The sequence below is a fragment of the Negativicutes bacterium genome, from assembly GCA_021372785.1.
Classification (GTDB): domain Bacteria; phylum Bacillota; class JAAYKD01; order JAAYKD01; family JAAYKD01; genus JAJFTT01.
In genome coordinates this window covers 1-17743 of record JAJFTT010000060.1, presented here as the reverse complement: position 1 = coordinate 17743, position 17743 = coordinate 1, and the positions used below count along the sequence as shown (strand labels likewise).

The following is a 17743-nucleotide window of genomic DNA, read 5'->3' as shown; positions in this document are numbered from 1 at the left end:
AAATTCATAAAACAATATATAGCTTAATTTTTATGGTTTTAATTGCATCTCCGGCTAAATTGCACGAAAAACAATGATAACCACCAGCTTCGTGAGCGAAGTCTATAAAACCCGGAGTTAATTTTCCGCCCGTTTCTGCGTTCAATACGCAAAGTTACAGATATAACTAAATGTTACAGATTCTGACATTGTATAGAAATAGGTAGGCGGATTACTTGCGAATAAAATTACAGTTGAAATCATTTAATTCACCGCATCTTATTTTTAAAATCATCGAGAAAATCATTCTTCTGTCCGGCTTCACTTTATTTGAACGGCAAAGCAGCGGCCGAATCGTATGGAAATAAATGGTATGTGCCGGGACTGATTTGACAGGCAAGAGACTTGATTTTTTATTACAGTCAGGTTACAATATAGCAGTATTTTGACCAGCGATCTTGAGTGAACTCGTATGATGTTGAGCAGAAAAGGAGGCGGCTCCTGTTGAGGATGAATCTCACATTTTTAAGAGAAGGGCTGCGTCAACTCAGGCGCAGGCTGTTTCTGCTTCTCTCACCCGAGCTTTTGATTTCGGATTTGAGAATGGAAAGAAGCAGGATCGTACTTCCGGTTTGGAATGAGAGTAAGCTGGCTTGGCAAAAGGTAAGCAACACCCTGGCAGTTCGCAGGAGCAGAATCGGCAAAACGATGATGGCTGTGCTGCTGACTATGGTCATCCTGATTGGGGCGGCGATACCACGCACAGCTTATCAGGTAATGATCGGTCAGGAAGTGATTGGCACGGTTCAATCGCCGGAAATCGGTCAAAAATTAGTCAGTGAAGTTCTTGCGGAAAGCGGGATCAGCTCGAGTTACTCTTTAGTCGCGGATCCGGCTGTCAGCTATTATCCGGTGATGCAAAGAGAAAGTTTCAGCACAAACAATGAGCTGAAAGCAGCTTTGAGCCAAAAAATGACGATCAAAGCGCTGGCTTCCGTTATTTTTGTAGAAGACAGAGCAAAAATTGCCCTTGCCAGTGCTGCGGATGTCAATCAGGTCCTGGATAATGTACGTCTTTATTATACCTCGGGTTCGGGCGAAGTGGAAACGCTGCAAGCGCAGTTTTCCGATACCGTTACCGTTCACCGTGAAACAGTCGATCTTGCGGAGGTAAAAACCGTCAACGAAGCGACAAATTTACTGGTTTCCGGTTCGATTCGCAGTGAAGTTGTGACCGTCAACAGCGGTGATACTATTTGGGATATCGCGATGGCACAGTCTGTTTCGGTAGACGAGCTTTTAGCGAATAATCCCAATGCCGCCACCCTGAAGCCGGGCGACCAGTTGGTCATCAACCAGGCGGAGCCAATGGTTGGCGTTGTGACCAATGAAACCGTGCGTGAGGAGATCAGTCTTCCCTACACTACGGAGACCCGTTATTCCGATGCGATGTATGTCACGGAAAGCCAGGTGCTGACAGCAGGATCCTACGGCTTAAAAGTTGCGGAATATGCGATTACGCGTCAGAATGGAATTGAAGTGACGAGAGTTTCTTTGGGTGAAACAATTGTCAGTCAGCCTGTGACTCAGGTTGTGCTGAAAGGAACGCAAATACCCTATGGTGTGGGTACCGGAACGTTTATCTGGCCTTTATGGGGTTCCGTTACCGCCGGTTATGGCTGGTATGAATACGGCTATCACCGCGGCATGGATATTTCCACCGGCAATTACGCCACCATTGTGGCGGCCGATTCCGGCGTCGTTACCGACATCGGCTATGATTATTTCGGTTTAGGCAATTACATCACCATCAATCACAATAATGGCTATATGACCCGCTACGGACATTTAAGTTCCTTCCTGGTTTCTTACGGTCAATCGGTTCGTCAGGGCGATGCCATTGGTATTGAAGGCAACACCGGCTACAGTTTCGGTACTCACCTACACTTTGAAATCCTTGTCAATGGTGTACGTGTCAATCCCTGGCCGTACTTGCCGTAAAAAGACAAACAGCCGGCAGTTTAAACACTGCCGGCTGTTTTTTTTAAGATGGGATCGTCAATACCGCCTCCGGTTTAAATCGAGCGGACGGCAGGAGAAGGGAACTGATTCAGCTTTGACGAATAAATATATTTACAGTTCAGGCGGAGGCGATGAATGGATGTCAGAGAAGATTTTGGTAGTAGAAGACGAAAGACCCATTGCTGAAATCATCAAGTATAATTTAGAGAAGGATGGTTATCAGGTTGAAGTGGCATTTGACGGCGAAGAAGCCGTGGCAAAAGCGTATCTTTATCAGCCGGATCTTATTTTACTGGATATTATGCTCCCCAAACTGGATGGTATCAGTGTTTGCCGCAAACTTCGAAAAGAACTGACGATTCCGATTATTATGCTGACTGCCAAAGACAATGAAGTGGATTTAGTCAATGGCTTGGACGCCGGAGCGGATGATTATATGACCAAACCGTTCAGCATTCGCGAGTTGATGGCACGCATTAAGGCTTTCCTGCGCCGCAGCAAGCGTTTCGATAAGAACGAAGTCGCTCAAATAAACGGAACCAGCGCTTTGAACCTGATGGTATACAGCGGTTTGGTGATTGATTTGGATTTGGTCGAAGCGCGCCGGGATGATAAGAAATTGGATCTGACCCTGCGAGAGTTCGAATTGCTGAAATTTCTTGCCCAGAATCCGGGTCGGGTGTTTTCCCGGGATGAATTGCTGCAAAAAGTCTGGGGCTTTGAATTTTTCGGTGACGGACGAACCGTGGATGTGACCATTCGCCGTTTGAGAGAAAAGGTGGAAGTAGACCCTTCTTCCCCGCGGTATATCGAAACCCGCCGCGGTGTCGGTTATCTGTTTAACCCGAATGTAAGCTAAAAACAGCAGAAGAGGAAATAATCGATGAATTGGTTAAAATCCATCCGGGGCCGTATGGTGGTCATCATGCTTTTATTGATGATGGCGGCGATGATGTTTATCGGTTTGTACTTATGGATCAGCCTGGAGAGCTTTTATAATGAAACGCATACCCGGACCATGGAGCAGGCGACCTATCCCCTGCAATTCTCGGCCCGGGAATTTCTGTTGCAGGACCGGAGCTTTAAATCCCTGGTCGGGCAGATAGAGGATCTGCAGCAGCAGGAAAATCATGATCTTCCTACCTTGCAGCAATTGCAAAACAAGCGAGACAGTCTGGCTGTTGTTCTGGTAGAATTACAGGCAAATCTCAGCAGTTTGGTGCGCGCTTCCGCTCCAACGGAGACGGAGGGACAGGCAGAGAGTTTTCAGCTGGCGGTGCTGGACACCTCTTTAAAGCCGGTAGCCAAAACGGTCGGCGTCAACTGCCTGAACTCGGTCGATTATTCCCTGTTGAATCAAACGTTGCTGGAAGGCACGAACCGGGAGATGCATGTGAAATATGTGAAGCCGGATCAAAGCCGGCAGGATATCAAAATTCTTACCTTTCCGGTCACCGATCCGGAAACCAGTGCGGTATTGGGCATGATCTATGTTGAAAGCGGGATCGGCAGTATCACCAGTAATTTGCAGCATGTGCGTTCCATGGTGGTGATGGCGACCTTCGGCTCCATGCTGCTGATCGGAATGATGGCTTCGGTGATGGCCGGCACGATCACAGGACCGATTCGTGTACTGAATTCCAGAGCCAAAGAAATGGCTGCCGGTGATTTTAACAGCCAGATTGCGATTCAATCGGAAGATGAAGTCGGTGAATTAGGGCGCACCTTCAACGGTCTTTCCCTGCGTTTGCGGGATACGCTGACCGAAATCGCCGATGAGAAAAGTAAGATGGAAGCCATGCTGAATTTTATGACGGAAGGTGTGATCGCGATTGACCATACCGGCAAGATCATTCATATCAATCCGGCAGCCTGTAAAATGTTCCATTTGCCAACGGATCTGGCCGGTCAGCTTTTGGATGACGTCTTGCCGGCCGAATTGTATCATTTTGCCTGGCGGCAGGCTTTGGCCAATGGAGAGACGGTAACCAAAGAGATTAAAGTGGAAACGCCCGATGCCAAGGATGTCATCCTGCGTTCCCATGCCGCTCCCTTTTCCACCAGAGCGAATGAACGTTCCGGTGTCGTGATTGTGCTGCTTGATATGACAGAAGAAAACAAACTGGAAGAAATGCGCCGGGATTTTGTGGCCAATGTCTCCCATGAGCTGCGGACTCCCTTAACGACGGTACGTACTTATGTCGAGACTTTAAAAGACGGAGCTTTACAGGAACCGGAACTGGCGCAGCGCTTTTTGAGTGTTGTGATCAACGAAACCGATCGCATGACACGTCTGGTCAATGATTTATTGTATTTGACCCGTCTTGACAGTATTTCCAAGCGCGAGCCCTATTTCGTGCAGGATTTGAAAGAGATTATTCGTGCCGTTTCAGAAGTGATGGCGCCGCAATTTGCGGCCAAGGAACAGAATTTCTCTTTGGTTTTACCGACCGGCGCAGCGAAGGTCAATGCGGCGCAGGATAAAATTCAGCAAGTTTTGATTAACATTCTGGCCAATGCCAATCTTTACACGCCGGCTCGCGGCAGCATTTATCTGACTTTGAGCGAGGTGGATGACGGGAACGAGATCACTGTTCAGGATACCGGCATCGGGATTCCCAAGGAATCGATGGATCGGATTTTTGAACGTTTTTACCGTGTTGACAAAGCGCGTTCCCGGGAAAAAGGCGGCAACGGTCTAGGCCTTTCGATTGCCCGGCAAATCGTGGATGGACATGGCGGTCACATCACTTTGGAAAGTGAATATGGGCTAGGTACTACCGTCCGAATCTGGCTGCCGAAACCGGAAAATTTCGGAGTGGAGCTGTAAGCCATGAAGAGACTGATAAAGAGTATTGAAACACCGCTGCTTCTCCTGTTGGTCTGTCTGGCGCTTTGGCAGTTTGTCACACTGATGAATAACAGCCAGGATATTTACCGTACTTTGAAGGCGGTGCCGGAGCCCAAAGGCGGGCAGCAAACGGAAGAACTGGATTTGAGTTTCTTTGCCGTCCCGCCGCGTATCATCGCACATTTACCCAACGGAGAAGCGGCATTGCTGCGCAGCAGCTCCGCTTATTTTCAAACAATCTGGAGTACGGTGCTGAATGGCAGTTTTCGCACGGTGGCAAACTTGAATTTCGCACAATTACGGACGGTCAGTGCGGCAGAATGGAATACAAACCAGCCAAGTTTAGTCCTGATGCTCTCCGCCCCAACACCGCTGGATCTGTTCTGTGACAGTCTGGGGATCCGCTGGCAGGCGGACGCCCGGGAGCCGCTGCCGGTGATCAACCGGATCTATGTGTCCGCCGCGCTGGACAACACGGTTTTGCTGGAAGATGCGGAAGCTCAGGTTTATTATGCGATGCCGCTTGTCTGCAGTGCGTCCGTGCTTTATACTTTATTGGAAGTCACGCAGGAAAGCGTCTATTACGCCATTCAGCCCATCCCTCTGGAAAGTTACGGTTTTCGCAGCGTCAACCCGATTTACGGTTATCGCACGAATTTATACGCGGCCGCCCGCGAAGTGACGCCAATGGCGTTGCCGGAGCTGGATGTCCTGGCCGGCCGTTTTTTTGAGGACACAGCCATGGTTCGCACCTATACCGACAGCAGCGATACGGTGACTTACTACGACGGTCAGCGCACGATGAAACTGCCGGAGTATACAAACGGCTATGTGGAACTGCAGCTGCAGCAAAGCGTGAGCGCCGCTGCAACAGAGCAAAGTCCGCTGAGGGCAGTTGTTGCGATGTTGAATCTACTGCAGCTCTGGCCGCATACCTCCGAATATCTCTATGATGGTATGGAAGTAACCGGCGACCGCTGCACCTCCTATTATACGTTGATCAGCAACGGAAAACCGATTTATTGTACCGTCAGGGAAGGGGTTGTCGGCGGCAGTCTGAGCGTGGAAAGCAAGGGGAGCGAAGTGAGTTCGATGCAGCTTTCCGAACCGATTCTGGGTGCTTCGCAGCGCCAGTATCTGGCGATCAGCGGCAGCAACGCTTTATGGCGTCTGTGGTGGCAATGGTCTCAGCTGTTTGGCAGCCTGGCGTTCGAAGACATGCCTTTGCGGGATGTATATGAGGGTTATCTCGTCAATGAGCAGCAGGACAGTGTGGAGACCGTCTGGATCATTGAATTTTATAACGGCTGTAAAGTATTCTACAATATGATTAACGGTGAATATGCCGGTATGCAGGCAGCAGTGGAGCAGCGCTGAGCAAAACAGACACAGAATTGCCGGCGGGGAGGGAAAAAGTGTGAATTGGTCACGTGCAAAATCAGTGCTGATTATTATTTTCATTCTGCTGAATGTCGTTTTGGGCTATTTCAACTATTTGCGTCCTTACCGTGTGATGGAAGCAACGATGGGGGACGACGCGGCTCTGGCTGCGATTCGCGATCAATTGCTGCAGGAGAAAATCACTTTGTTACAATCGATTCCCCATGAAGTACACAAGACCGGCAGCCTTAATTTGATCACCGCCACGGAGATGAAACAAAACACAGCGAATTTATTCTCCGGTCTGGATAGCCAGACAACAGCCTGTACGATACCAAACGGGTTGGTCTATTACACGGTTACGGCAGGGCAGGAGCAGGCGGTGCTGAGCGCCTGCGGGTTATTGACCTATACCAACGGCATGGCGGTGATCGAAGCAAATACCCCTCTGATCTCTTATGAATTCGCCTGTTCGGTGGCAAAGAATTTCTTGCATGAGCGTCTCGGCTATAACATCTCCGGTTACCGCCTGCAGACGCAAAAAGCGGCGAATGAGCTTGGCAGCAGCCAGAAGATTATCTGGTGCCGAAGTTATGAAGGCTATGCGCTTTATGACGTCAGTCTGGAAATGACGGTTGTCGGCAGCCGGGTCGCAAGTTTTACGTTAAATCCTTACCGGATTACCGGAGAAACTTCTCCTGCGCAATGGACGGCCACGGCGGCCGATATTCTTCTGCGGTTACCGGAGGATGAGTACATCCGGAACCTGCGGGATCAGGCTTTGGCGGCAGGAGAAAACTGGCTGGTGATCAAAGAAATCGAATTTGGTTATTTCAGTTTTTTCTCTTCCGCAGAAAGCGGGGCGGCGCAGCCGGTCTGGCGCGTCTTATTGCAGGATAATCGGGAAATCTATTTTGATGCCTTTACCGCCCAGCGCTTGTTTTATCGCTAAAGCGAGCGTACGGTTTGGCCGAATCGCTGCAATTCAGGCAGTCTATCTAGAATGAAAGAAACGGAAGTGATCTTTTCGATGAAAAGAATTGTTGTAGAAGGCGGAAATCCGTTAAAGGGTTGTCTACGCATCAATGGCGCCAAAAATTCTGCCGTTGCCTTGCTGGCGGCCTCGGCGCTCACCGATGAAGCAGTGGTTCTGGACAATTTACCGGAAATCAGTGATGTGAATGTGATGTTGGAGATTTTAAAAGCCATCGGGATGAAAGTAACGCGTTTGGGACAATACGAATGGCGAATCGCTGCCGGGGAACACCTTTCCGGGCAGACCCCTGAGAATTTGGCGGTAAAATTAAGGGCTTCTTATTATTTTTTAGGTTCTCTCCTGGCTAAAAAAGGCAAAGTCAACGTTGCTTTGCCGGGGGGCTGCCAAATCGGCTCCCGGCCGATCGATCAGCACCTCAAAGGTTTTCAGGCGCTGAACGCCACCTGCCTTTTGGAAGACGGGCAAGTCAAATTGAGTTCGCCGCATTTGAGCGGCGGGCATATTTTCTTCGACATGTCCACCGTAGGCGCCACCATCAATGTGATGCTGGCGGCTTCCATGGCGGACGGTACGACAATCATGGAGAATGCCGCGCTGGAACCGGAAGTGATCGATGTTGCCAATTTCATCAATGCCATGGGCGGTAAAGTCAAGGGAGCCGGCACCGAAACAATCCGGGTTACCGGCGTGCGCTATTTTGGCAGCTGTACCTACAGCTGTATTCCCGACCGCATTGAAGCGGGCACTTTTATGCTGGCCGCGGCGGCCAGCGGCGGCGATGTCACGCTGACCAATGTCATACCGGAGCATCTGGAGGCCGTCACCGCCAAACTGCGGGAATCCGGCATGGAGGTGACGCCGACTCTGGACAGCATTCGGGTCAAAGCGACCGGACGTCCCAGGGCGGTCAATATCAAAACGCTGCCGCATCCCGGTTTTCCCACGGATTTACAGGCCCCGGCGATGGCTTTTTTTGGTATGGCCGAGGGCAGCAGTATTTTCCATGAAACCATTTACGAATCCCGCTTCGGTCATGCGGAAGAATTGAACCAAATGGGAGCCAATATCAAGGTGGACGGTCAGACGGCGATTGTGCAGGGAGTCCGGCGCTATCGCGGCAGTTCTGTCACGGCGGCGAACCTGCGTGCCGGCGCCTGCCTGATCATCGCCGGATTGGCGGCGGAAGGGACAACGGTGATTGCCGGCGTCGAACATATAGACCGCGGCTATGACCGTATCGCCGAACGGCTGCAAACCATCGGAGCGAGCATCCGCCGGCTGGAAATTCCTGGCGAACCGTAAACGCGGTGTTCCGCTGCAAGAAGCCCGCCATAGCAAAGCCAATGAACGCCATGATCGATTCGGGAGGTATCGCCATGATTTTTTATCCCCTGGCATCCGGTAGCACGGGCAATGCCTGTCTGGTTGTAGAAAATACGACCGCGATCCTGATCGATGCCGGTATTGGACCGCGGATCATGACCAAACGGCTGCAGCCGTTTGGCCTGGATTTGGCGGATCTGAGCGCCTGTTTTATAACCCATGAACACAGTGATCATATTCACGCTTTGTCGGCCGTGACATTTCCCAAAACGCTGCCTCTGGTCAGCAACACGGCTACCTGGCAAGCGGTTTGCCGGCAGATTCCCCAGGCAGAGCAGCACCCTTTTCGGCAGCTGGCAACGCAGGATCTGATCAGCATCGGAGACCTGACGCTGCAAAGCCTGCCGACTTCTCACGATGGGATCGAATCGGTGGGTTATCTGGTTTACGGTAAAAACGGTGATTGCCTTTTATTTGTCACCGATTTGGGTGTGGCGTCCTCCTGGCTGCCGGAAGCCATCAAAATAGCGGACCATGTGGTTTTAGAAGCGAATCACGACTCGGAAATGCTGAAAAACGGACCGTATCCCTGGTATTTGAAACAACGGGTAGCCGGACGGCAAGGTCATCTCTCCAATCTGCAGACCGCTGAAATTTTGGCACAGAATTTAACCTCCCGCACGCAAGACTTGGTTTTGGCGCATCTGAGCCAAACCAACAACCGGCCGGCGCTGGCAGTCAGAACGGTACGAGAAATGCTGACCAGGAGCGATACCGATCTGCAGCAGCTGCGCATTGTGGCAGCCTCGCCTTAAGCGGCAATGATTTCAAGCAAAGCGGAAGGTTGTTGCCCGATTTGTGGGACAACCTTTTTTCAGCCGCCGCAGCGGCAGGAGGAAATTCAACATGCAGACCTTACGCATCATTGCTGTCGGAAAAATCAAGGATGCCTGGCTGCGGCAAGGTCTGGCCGAATATCAAAAGCGGTTAACCCCCATGGCCAGGCTGCAGATGATTGAGCTGGAGGAAGAGAAAGCGCCGGAAACACTTTCAGCCAAAGAAGCAGACCGGGTTCGTGCAAAAGAAGGAGAGCGCATTCTGCGCCGCATCTCCGCCGGGGAGTATAGCATTGCGCTCAGCTTGCAAGGCAAACCTTATAGTTCACCGCAGTTAGCCGGGCTTCTGCAGCGCCTGGGTGCCGAAGGATTTTCCACCGTCAACTTTCTGATTGGCGGTTCTCTTGGTTTAGGCAACAATGTTTTGCAGGCGGCCCAACTCGAGTGGCGTTTGTCTGAGCTGACTTTTCCGCATCAGCTCTGCCGCCTGATTCTGACAGAACAGCTTTATCGCGCATTTTCGATTCAGCACAATCTGCCGTATCATAAATAAGAGGGCGCAAAAACAGTAAGGAATTCCGCCGCCGCATAGACAAGCCTGCTTTCCTGCGTTATAATAAGACGATTGATTCTGGGATGAAATAGATGGAGGTGTTTTTTAGATGGAGCTGAACAAAGCGATCCAGGAAAAAGTGCGCGCTTACCAGGAAGATATGATTCGTGATATCTTCTCGCTGGTAGCAATTGACAGCGTCAAGACAGCGGCTGTCGAAGGGAAGCCGTTCGGTGCAGGTCCGGCTGCTGCGCTGGCCAAGTCAAAGGAAATTGCCGAAGCCCTTGGTTTTACTGCGGTCAATCTGGATAATTACTGTACTTATGCTCAAATGGGTGAAGGCGAACAAAAAATCGGTATTCTGGCCCATGTCGACATCGTGCCGCTCGGCGAAGGCTGGACCAAAAATCCCTTGGGCGGCGACCGGGAAAACGGTTTTATTTATGGGCGCGGCGTCAGCGACAATAAAGGGCCCTGCGTAATGAGTCTGTATGCCATGAAGATCGTGCGGGAATTGGGGATTCCCATCCACAAAAACGTGCGGGTGATTATGGGCGCCAATGAAGAATCCGGCATGCAGTGTGTGAAACATTACCGTGAAGTGGAAGGCGGTTTTGATTACGGTTTCACGCCGGATGCGGCGTTCCCGGTTACTTTTGGTGAAAAAGGCAGCTATCGTGCCAATTTCAGCGCCGGCAAACTGGGCAAAGGCGAAGTAAAACTGCTCTCTGTCCAAGGCGGAACTGCCGCCAACGTGGTCTGCCCTGCGGTGGACGCGCTGCTGGACTGCGGTAAACAAAGCGAAACGGTGGCAGAGAAATTTAAGGCTTATCTGAGCCGCAATGATCTGGGCGGCCAGGTCAGCCACAGTGCTGAGGGAATAACCACCCTGCGCCTGGTCGGCAAGGCGGCGCATGCTTCGACGCCGCAGCTTGGCGTCAATTCCATTTCGCATATGATGGCGTTTTTGGCGGAAGTGACGGAAGAAATTCCTTTTGTGCAAGCCTACAATGCCTGTATCGGTCTGGGTTTCAACGGTGAAAAATGCGGTGTCGATCTCAGCGATCAATACGGCCGCCTGACCTTCAATGTTGGCTTGATTTCCACGCAGGACGATACTGTGACAGCCAGCATCGACATTCGTTATCCGGTGACCATTTTGGACTTTGCTCCTCATGCGGCTGTCATTGCTGAGCATTTGACTGCGTCCGGCGCCGTTTTAAGCGGCGTTCGCATTGGCAAACCCTTGTTTGTTGATCCCAACAGCGATCTGGTGCGGGTGCTGTCCGAAGTTTATGTCGAGGTCACCGGTGATACGGTCAATCAGCCCGGCACCATGGGCGGCGGCACGTATGCCAAAGGATTTGATCATTGTGTAGCCTTCGGCGCGGAGTTTGCCGGCGATGATAATCGCATTCACAATACGGATGAGTGTCTGCAAATCGAAAAGATGCTGAAGGCAACCGAAATCATCGCGCATGCCCTGATCAAACTGCTTTCTCTTTAAATCTACTGAGCAACCTTGCCGTCCGGCAGCCGGTTGCTCTTTCTTTTGCCGCTGATTTATTTTTCGCCTACGAAAACATTTTTTGGCGGCAGAAGGAGATTGTCTGGCAAAAACGAAATATTACTTTGTTTCTTTCATTTGACTAGAACGATTAACAGGAGGTTTTAAAGCATGGCTGACAAACGCCCCATCAAAGCAGAGGATCTCTTAAACATCAAATGGGCCGGAGATCCGCAGATTTCGCCGGATGGCAAAGAAATCATTTATGTTGAAACGACCATTGATGCCGAAACCAAAACCTACCAGTCCAATTTGTGGCAGGTATCCGGCTGCGGCTGCGGCAAGCCGGAACCGTTCACCAACGGCAAAAGCGATTCCTTTCCGCGCTGGTCTCCCTGCGGCGGCAGTCTGGCTTTTGTTGCCAACCGCAACGGCGATAACCAGATTTGGGTATTGAAGAACGGCGGCGGCGAAGCCCGGCAACTAACTCATATGCGTTACGGCGCTTCCAATCCTGTTTGGTCACCCGATGGCAGCAAAATTGCTTTTATCGCTCGCATGGACAAAAACGATACCGATGACATCATGTTTACCGCGCTGACAAAAAAAGAAAAAGAAGCCAAAGCAGACCAATTCAAAGACAAAGCCCGCGTGATAGACAGCATCCATTATAAAATGAACGGCATGGGTTTCCTGGACACCGATAAATTCGCTCATATTTGGGTCATCGATCTGAAAGATGACAGCAAACCGCTTCGAATCACCAGGGGGAACTATAACAATAGCGGGATTGCCTGGTCTCCCGATGGCAGCAAAATTGCCTTTGCTTCCAACCATTCCGAACATGCGGATTTGGAAAATTGGAAAAATGATATCTTCGTTGTTGCCGCTGAGGGCGGCGAACCGACCGCTCTGACGCATGGCGATGGTTCTTACGGCAATCCCGTCTGGACTCCCTGCGGCTGTGAAGTGGCTTTTGCCGGCAGCGACAGAAAATTCCAGGGCGCGACGCATACCAAGCTTTATATCGTTCCTGCCGATGGCAGCAAGCCGATGGAGAAAATATTGCCGGAAGATTTCGATCTGCCGCTGGGGGATACCGGAGCCAGCGATATGCGGATGGGCAACAGCGGAGCCGGATTTGTCTTTGTACCCGAAGGCAAAGGCGTTTATTTCCAGGCTCATTGCCATGGCGCGACCAGTCTTTATTTCTATGATGCCCAAACGAAAAAAGTCAATCAGGTCAGCCGGGGCAACCGTCAGGTTTTTGCCTACAGTCTCAGTGCGGATCAGAAATTCGCGGCGCTTGGCTGGGGCGACACCCCGAACATCACCGAAGTTTCCATCCTGAATCTGGAAACCGGCGAAGAAAAACAACTGACGCAGATCAATCAGCAGATTACCGATGAAATTGCCCTTGTGGAACCGGAAGAATTCTGGTACAAGGCGACAGACGGCTGGGATATTCAGGGCTGGCTGATCAAACCGCTTGGCTGGCAGGAAGGTTACCGATATCCGTTGGTCCTGGAAATTCACGGTGGCCCGCATACCATGTACGGCTACGGATTTTTCCATGAATTCCAGGTCTTGGCGGCGCAAGGTTACGCCGTGCTCTATGTCAACCCGCGCGGTTCTCATGGCTACAGCCAGGAATTTGTCTATGCCTGCATCAACAATTATGGACGCAAAGACTATGAAGACCTGATGACCGGTGTGGACGTGGCTTTGGCCAAATGGAGCTGGCTGGATGCGGAGCGGTTGGCTGTAACCGGCGGATCTTACGGCGGCTTCATGACCAACTGGATCGTCGGACATACCAATCGTTTTAAAGCGGCTGTGACCCAACGTTCGATCACCAACTGGATGAGTTTCTTCGGTTGTTCTGATATCGGCTATACCTTTACCGAAAATGAACTGGGCGTATCTCCCTTTGGCGGTGTCAACGAATTATGGGATTTCAGCCCGTTGAAATATGTGGAAAATGTGCATACTCCCCTTTTGATGCTGCACAGCGAACAGGATTACCGCTGCCCAATGGAACAAGCCGAGCAGTTCTTTGCGCAATTGAAAAAACTGGGCCGGGAGGTCCGCTTATGCCGCTTCGACGGCGCCAACCATGATCTTTCCCGTAACGGCAAACCGACACTGCGGATTGACCGTCTCAATCATATGGTAAACTGGTTTAACGAACATATCGACAAGCAACCCATTCAGCAATAATTATAAATTGCAGGATGGTCTGGCAGGGAGCTGCTTCCGGAAGGAAGCAGCTCTGTTCTTTGATTGCTATTTTGCTTTGCTTTCGCTATAATAGGAACAAAGCAAATCCGTTCAGTTCGATTTTTAGAGCGGGTGCATTGCGCTGATCCGGACATCTCTCTGGCATCGATTGACAGAAAAGGGCGATTGTTATGCAAAAAAAGCTGGCTTTTATTCTGACCCTGCTGCTCTGCCTTGTTCTGACAGCCTGCGGCAGCCTGCCGTATCCGGCCGCTGCGGTAAAAGAAGACCCGGCGGCTGCCAAAGATGCCGGGCAATATTTGAATACCTACCTGTCTGCTGATCCGCAGACGCTGGATATCAGCAAATGGTCTGATGCGGCCGCTAAAACCATCCTGAACAATACCATGGAAGCATTGGTACGGCTGGAAGATCAGAACGGCAAATACATCATCGCATCGGGGGATGCGGCCGCCCTGGAATCGAATCAGGACGGCAGCGTCTGGACCTTCCATCTGAAAGATAACAAATGGCAGGACGGTGTCGCTGTCACGGCAGGGGATTATGTTTATTCTTTGCAAAGAAGCGTCGATCCGGCGACAGCATCACCCAACCGGTCCTTTCTCAGCCCGCTTCTGAACTATACGGCAATCAGCGAAGGAAAGCTGCCTGCCGGTGCGCTGGGAGTGGAAGCGGTCGATGAAAAAACGCTGGTGATTACCCTCGGCGCGCCAATGCCCTCTTTTTTAAGCATTCTGGATACGGCTGTCTACTATCCGCAGCGGCAGGACAAAATTACGGAATTTGCGGAAAAATATGGAACCGAAGCGCAATTTACATGCAGCAACGGTCCTTTTCAAATTGAAAGCTGGACGCATGGCAGTTCTCTGGTGTTGGTGAAGAACGAGCATTATTGGGATGCGGCCAAAGTGTCTTTGAACAAAGTAAATTATGCGATTTTGCCGGAAGCAAGTGCGGTGGAGCAGGCTTATACAAACGGGGAATTGGATCTGATTCTGACAGATCAGCGCGAGCAGATGGAACGATTCTCACTCCAGGCAGAGAGTAAACACAACTCCTATCCTGCCGCCGCCTTAACCTACGCTTTCTTCAATACGGAGGATGCCGTGTTCTCCAATCTCAAGATTCGCAAAGCCTTTACGCTGGCGATCGATCGGGACGAATTCAATGAAATGTGTTTCGCCGGACTGCGGGAAGCCGCCACCGGCTGGGTTGTGCCGGGTATCTCAGTTGGCACCACAAATTATCGCCAGGCAGCAGGCAACATGATCCAGAAACTACAAAATGAACTGACCGAAGAGAAGCTGAGCGCAAAAGACCTGCTGATCAGCGGCATGCAGGAACTGGGTTTGACTGACGATCCGGCCGCCTTAAACGTGACATTCTCCTTGCCGGGAACCTCCGATTGGTATCATGCGCTGGGCAGCTATTTACAGCAGACCTGTCAGGAGACTCTGGGAATCTTTCTTAAAATCAGTTACAGCGAATGGGAAGTCTTTCAAAGTAAAATAGAAAAAGGTAATTATCAGGTTGGTCTGATGGCCTGGAGCGCCTTTTATAATGAGCCTTACGATATGCTCGGTCTGTTTGCTTCCGAGGTAAATGCCATTAAAACCGGCTGGTCCAACGCGGAATTTGATCGATTGCTGCGCAATGCCGCGGTAGAAATGAAGGAATCGATCCGATTGGAGCAATATAAACAGGCGGAAACCATTTTACTGAAAAATGAGTGTGTCGTTTCTCCTCTGCTGGTTTCCCGTGTCAATCAATTTTATAAAGGCTATGTTTATGGTTATGCCAGCCTGTGTTTTTCCAATTCGGGGTTGAAATATGTTTACACTTCCGGCCGGGAATAGCGCAGGCTCGCCCCGGAGCGGTCACAAATTCCGTGACCGCTTTTCTTTAGTGGGAACAATTCGCCGCAGGAGAGAGTCTAAGAAAGTAACCCTGCAATTTAAATGTAATTTGACATTGCCGGCTTTTCTGTCACAATAGGGCTAACGCCGCTCAGCTTTAGAAAGAAGGGGATAGGTTGATTCGATTTTCTGGAAAGTTGTCTCGTTCTCTGATCTGGTCCACTCTGGTTGTCCTCCTGGCGGTCAATGTTTTGCCGGTGGCGCAGGCAGACGATACGATCAGCTTTGGCAATGATACGGTGCGTCTGGGATTCCTTTATAATGTCACCGATCCGGTAGCAGAAGTGGATGCGGCAAATGGCGCCCTCAATTATGTCTCTCCGGATTGGTTTGGTTTGGACTGGAACGGCCGTCTGGTAGTTTATGAGGCAGCCGACAGAGATATCGTCGATCAATTTCACGCGCGCGGTATCAAAGTGGTTCCTTATTTGGCCAATAGCTTTAATTATCAACTGGGCTGTATCGCCCTGGCAAACCGCGAGCAACTGACCGCTGAGATTGCCGCGGCGGTTCAGGAATACAATTTGGACGGCATCAATTATGATATTGAAAATGTCGGCCCGGATGAAAAGGATCTGCAGACCGATTTTATGCGCTTGCTGCGGGCAAAATTGCCGGATAAACACCTCAGCATCTCCGTTGTAGCGAACCCGTATCACTGGGCGGGCGGCTGGCATGGCAGCTATGACATGGCAGCACTGGCCAAAATCTGTGACAATATCGTGCTGATGTCCTACGACTTAATGCTCTACAGCCGCCAGGCGAACTCTTTGGGCGCAGCGGTATCCGGCGAAGACGCCGTGACGATTTGTATCGAAAACTTGTTGCAGCGGGGCGTGCCGGCGAACAAACTCCTGATGGGGATTCCCTTCTACGGTAGGATCTGGTATGACGGTCCGCTGACCGCCGGCACAGCGCCGACGGAAACACAGGAGCGTTTAAGCGGCAGCGATGGAGTTGCCTTGGGTCATCTGCAAATCAAGCGCATTTTGGCGGACGGGATCAGCAATGTCGTCCACCGCATCGACCCGATTACCAAAAGCGACGTGACTTCCTTTCAAGTAGCGGCCGGCAAACAAGTTTCTCTCGTTTGGAGCCTGAAATTGGATCCCGGTCATTATTCAATTTATCATGAGAGCTTGCAATCCTATGCCAGCAAAATGAAACTCATGCAAAGATACCACCTGGCCGGTTATGCGGCCTGGGCGGTGGGTCAGGAAGACCCGGCATTTTGGCCCGCTCTGGGCGGCAGCGGGGCAGTCAAAGAACCGACTCTGCTGAACCGCAACTTCACTGATTTATACAGCGGTTACTGGGCAAAAGAAGATATCCTTTACGGGGCAAACCGCGGTTGGCTTTCCTGGACCAAGAGCAGCCGTTTTTATCCCGAGCAGGAAATTACCAGGGCGGAAGCTTCCGCCACGATCAAACGCATGCTTGGCTTAACGCTGGCGGATAAGACGGCAGTGACGGACTTTATTGATCTGCCCGCCAGTTACTGGGCTTACACCGATATACAGACCTTAGTCTACTATAATATGATGTATGGTATGACTACCGAGGCGCCCTACATCTTCGGTACTTATGACTCCATCACCCGGGCTCAATTTGCCGCAATTATCGACCGCTGTTTCCTGGATGACGGCAGCGGCAAGGTTGACACCAGCGTCTTGAGCAGGTTCTCTGATCTGTCTGGTAACCATTGGGCTTATAATGACCTGGCCAGAGCCGTAGCAGCCGGTTTGTTGCAGGGATATCCGGACGGCACCATGCAGCCGGATCGGGCTTTGACCCGGGCAGAACTGATGTCTTTGCTCTACCGGGTGGATGTTTTATTGGTAAAATAAAGATACGGTATTTTGGCGTTTCCAATAAACCGATGCGAATCAATGCGCTTGACCGTTTTGCCCTGTGTTTTCACGTTTGATAAATACCATTACAGATTTATTATGAACATTGTGTAAAGGTAGGGAATGGTCTTGACCATTCCGCGTAACCCCGTTCAACGTGTTTAATCGTATTGCCCAACGTATTTTGGCGTTTACAATAAACCGATGCGAATCAATGCGGAACATTGTGTAAGGGTAGGGAATGGTCTTGACCATTCCGCGTAACCCCGTGCCATGTGTTTAAACGTT

12 protein-coding genes are annotated in these 17743 nt (G+C 50.8%); all 12 read left to right on the top strand.

All coding sequences use genetic code 11. The features are described from left to right. Positions 1-582 precede the first annotated feature (582 nt). The 12 genes from LLG09_07680 (at position 583) to LLG09_07625 (ending at position 17452) form a co-directional block, all read left to right on the top strand. On the top strand, positions 583-1980 hold the full coding sequence (locus LLG09_07680) for a peptidoglycan DD-metalloendopeptidase family protein (protein ID MCE5196989.1): 1398 nt from the start codon (positions 583-585) through the stop codon (positions 1978-1980). Positions 1981-2140: 160 nt separating this feature from the next. Next, positions 2141-2860 carry a response regulator transcription factor gene (locus tag LLG09_07675; protein ID MCE5196988.1) on the top strand — a complete coding sequence of 240 codons (720 nt, stop codon included), beginning with the start codon at positions 2141-2143 and terminating at the stop codon, positions 2858-2860. A gap of 24 nt (positions 2861-2884) precedes the next feature. Further along, the gene (locus LLG09_07670; protein ID MCE5196987.1) at positions 2885-4831 is read left to right on the top strand and encodes a cell wall metabolism sensor histidine kinase WalK; all 1947 of its coding nucleotides are present in this window, start codon (positions 2885-2887) and stop codon (positions 4829-4831) included. A 3-nt stretch (positions 4832-4834) separates the two neighbouring features. Next, positions 4835-6229, top strand: coding sequence for a hypothetical protein (locus tag LLG09_07665; protein ID MCE5196986.1), 1395 nt, complete (start codon positions 4835-4837; stop codon positions 6227-6229). Positions 6230-6269: 40 nt separating this feature from the next. After that, positions 6270-7184, top strand: coding sequence for a hypothetical protein (locus LLG09_07660; protein MCE5196985.1), 915 nt, complete (start codon positions 6270-6272; stop codon positions 7182-7184). A 78-nt stretch (positions 7185-7262) separates the two neighbouring features. Beyond that, the gene (gene murA / locus LLG09_07655) at positions 7263-8531 is read left to right on the top strand and encodes a UDP-N-acetylglucosamine 1-carboxyvinyltransferase (GenBank protein MCE5196984.1); all 1269 of its coding nucleotides are present in this window, start codon (positions 7263-7265) and stop codon (positions 8529-8531) included. 74 nt (positions 8532-8605) lie between these two features. Then, positions 8606-9367, top strand: coding sequence for an MBL fold metallo-hydrolase (locus LLG09_07650; protein ID MCE5196983.1), 762 nt, complete (start codon positions 8606-8608; stop codon positions 9365-9367). Between the two features lie 91 nt (positions 9368-9458). Then, on the top strand, positions 9459-9941 hold the full coding sequence (gene rlmH, locus LLG09_07645; protein ID MCE5196982.1) for a 23S rRNA (pseudouridine(1915)-N(3))-methyltransferase RlmH: 483 nt from the start codon (positions 9459-9461) through the stop codon (positions 9939-9941). Between the two features lie 109 nt (positions 9942-10050). Continuing rightward, complete coding sequence (locus LLG09_07640; protein ID MCE5196981.1) at positions 10051-11448, top strand: Sapep family Mn(2+)-dependent dipeptidase; 1398 nt, start codon at positions 10051-10053, stop codon at positions 11446-11448. Positions 11449-11619: 171 nt separating this feature from the next. Next, positions 11620-13668, top strand: a complete 2049-nt coding sequence (locus tag LLG09_07635; GenBank protein ID MCE5196980.1) for a S9 family peptidase — start codon at positions 11620-11622, stop codon at positions 13666-13668. A gap of 191 nt (positions 13669-13859) precedes the next feature. After that, complete coding sequence (locus LLG09_07630) at positions 13860-15545, top strand: peptide ABC transporter substrate-binding protein (GenBank protein ID MCE5196979.1); 1686 nt, start codon at positions 13860-13862, stop codon at positions 15543-15545. Positions 15546-15721: 176 nt separating this feature from the next. After that, the gene (locus LLG09_07625; protein ID MCE5196978.1) at positions 15722-17452 is read left to right on the top strand and encodes an S-layer homology domain-containing protein; all 1731 of its coding nucleotides are present in this window, start codon (positions 15722-15724) and stop codon (positions 17450-17452) included. The last annotated feature ends 291 nt before the right edge of the window (positions 17453-17743 follow it).

Bases quoted from the DNA above. Each gene is read 5' to 3' on its own strand.
- LLG09_07680 (MCE5196989.1), top strand. From the start codon at position 583: ATGGAAAGAAGCAGGATCGTACTTCCGGTTTGGAATGAGAGTAAGCTG.
- LLG09_07675 (MCE5196988.1), top strand. From the start codon at position 2,141: ATGTCAGAGAAGATTTTGGTAGTAGAAGACGAAAGACCCATTGCTGAA.
- LLG09_07670 (MCE5196987.1), top strand. From the start codon at position 2,885: ATGAATTGGTTAAAATCCATCCGGGGCCGTATGGTGGTCATCATGCTT.
- LLG09_07665 (MCE5196986.1), top strand. From the start codon at position 4,835: ATGAAGAGACTGATAAAGAGTATTGAAACACCGCTGCTTCTCCTGTTG.
- murA (MCE5196984.1), top strand. From the start codon at position 7,263: ATGAAAAGAATTGTTGTAGAAGGCGGAAATCCGTTAAAGGGTTGTCTA.
- LLG09_07650 (MCE5196983.1), top strand. From the start codon at position 8,606: ATGATTTTTTATCCCCTGGCATCCGGTAGCACGGGCAATGCCTGTCTG.
- rlmH (MCE5196982.1), top strand. From the start codon at position 9,459: ATGCAGACCTTACGCATCATTGCTGTCGGAAAAATCAAGGATGCCTGG.
- LLG09_07640 (MCE5196981.1), top strand. From the start codon at position 10,051: ATGGAGCTGAACAAAGCGATCCAGGAAAAAGTGCGCGCTTACCAGGAA.
- LLG09_07635 (MCE5196980.1), top strand. From the start codon at position 11,620: ATGGCTGACAAACGCCCCATCAAAGCAGAGGATCTCTTAAACATCAAA.
- LLG09_07630 (MCE5196979.1), top strand. From the start codon at position 13,860: ATGCAAAAAAAGCTGGCTTTTATTCTGACCCTGCTGCTCTGCCTTGTT.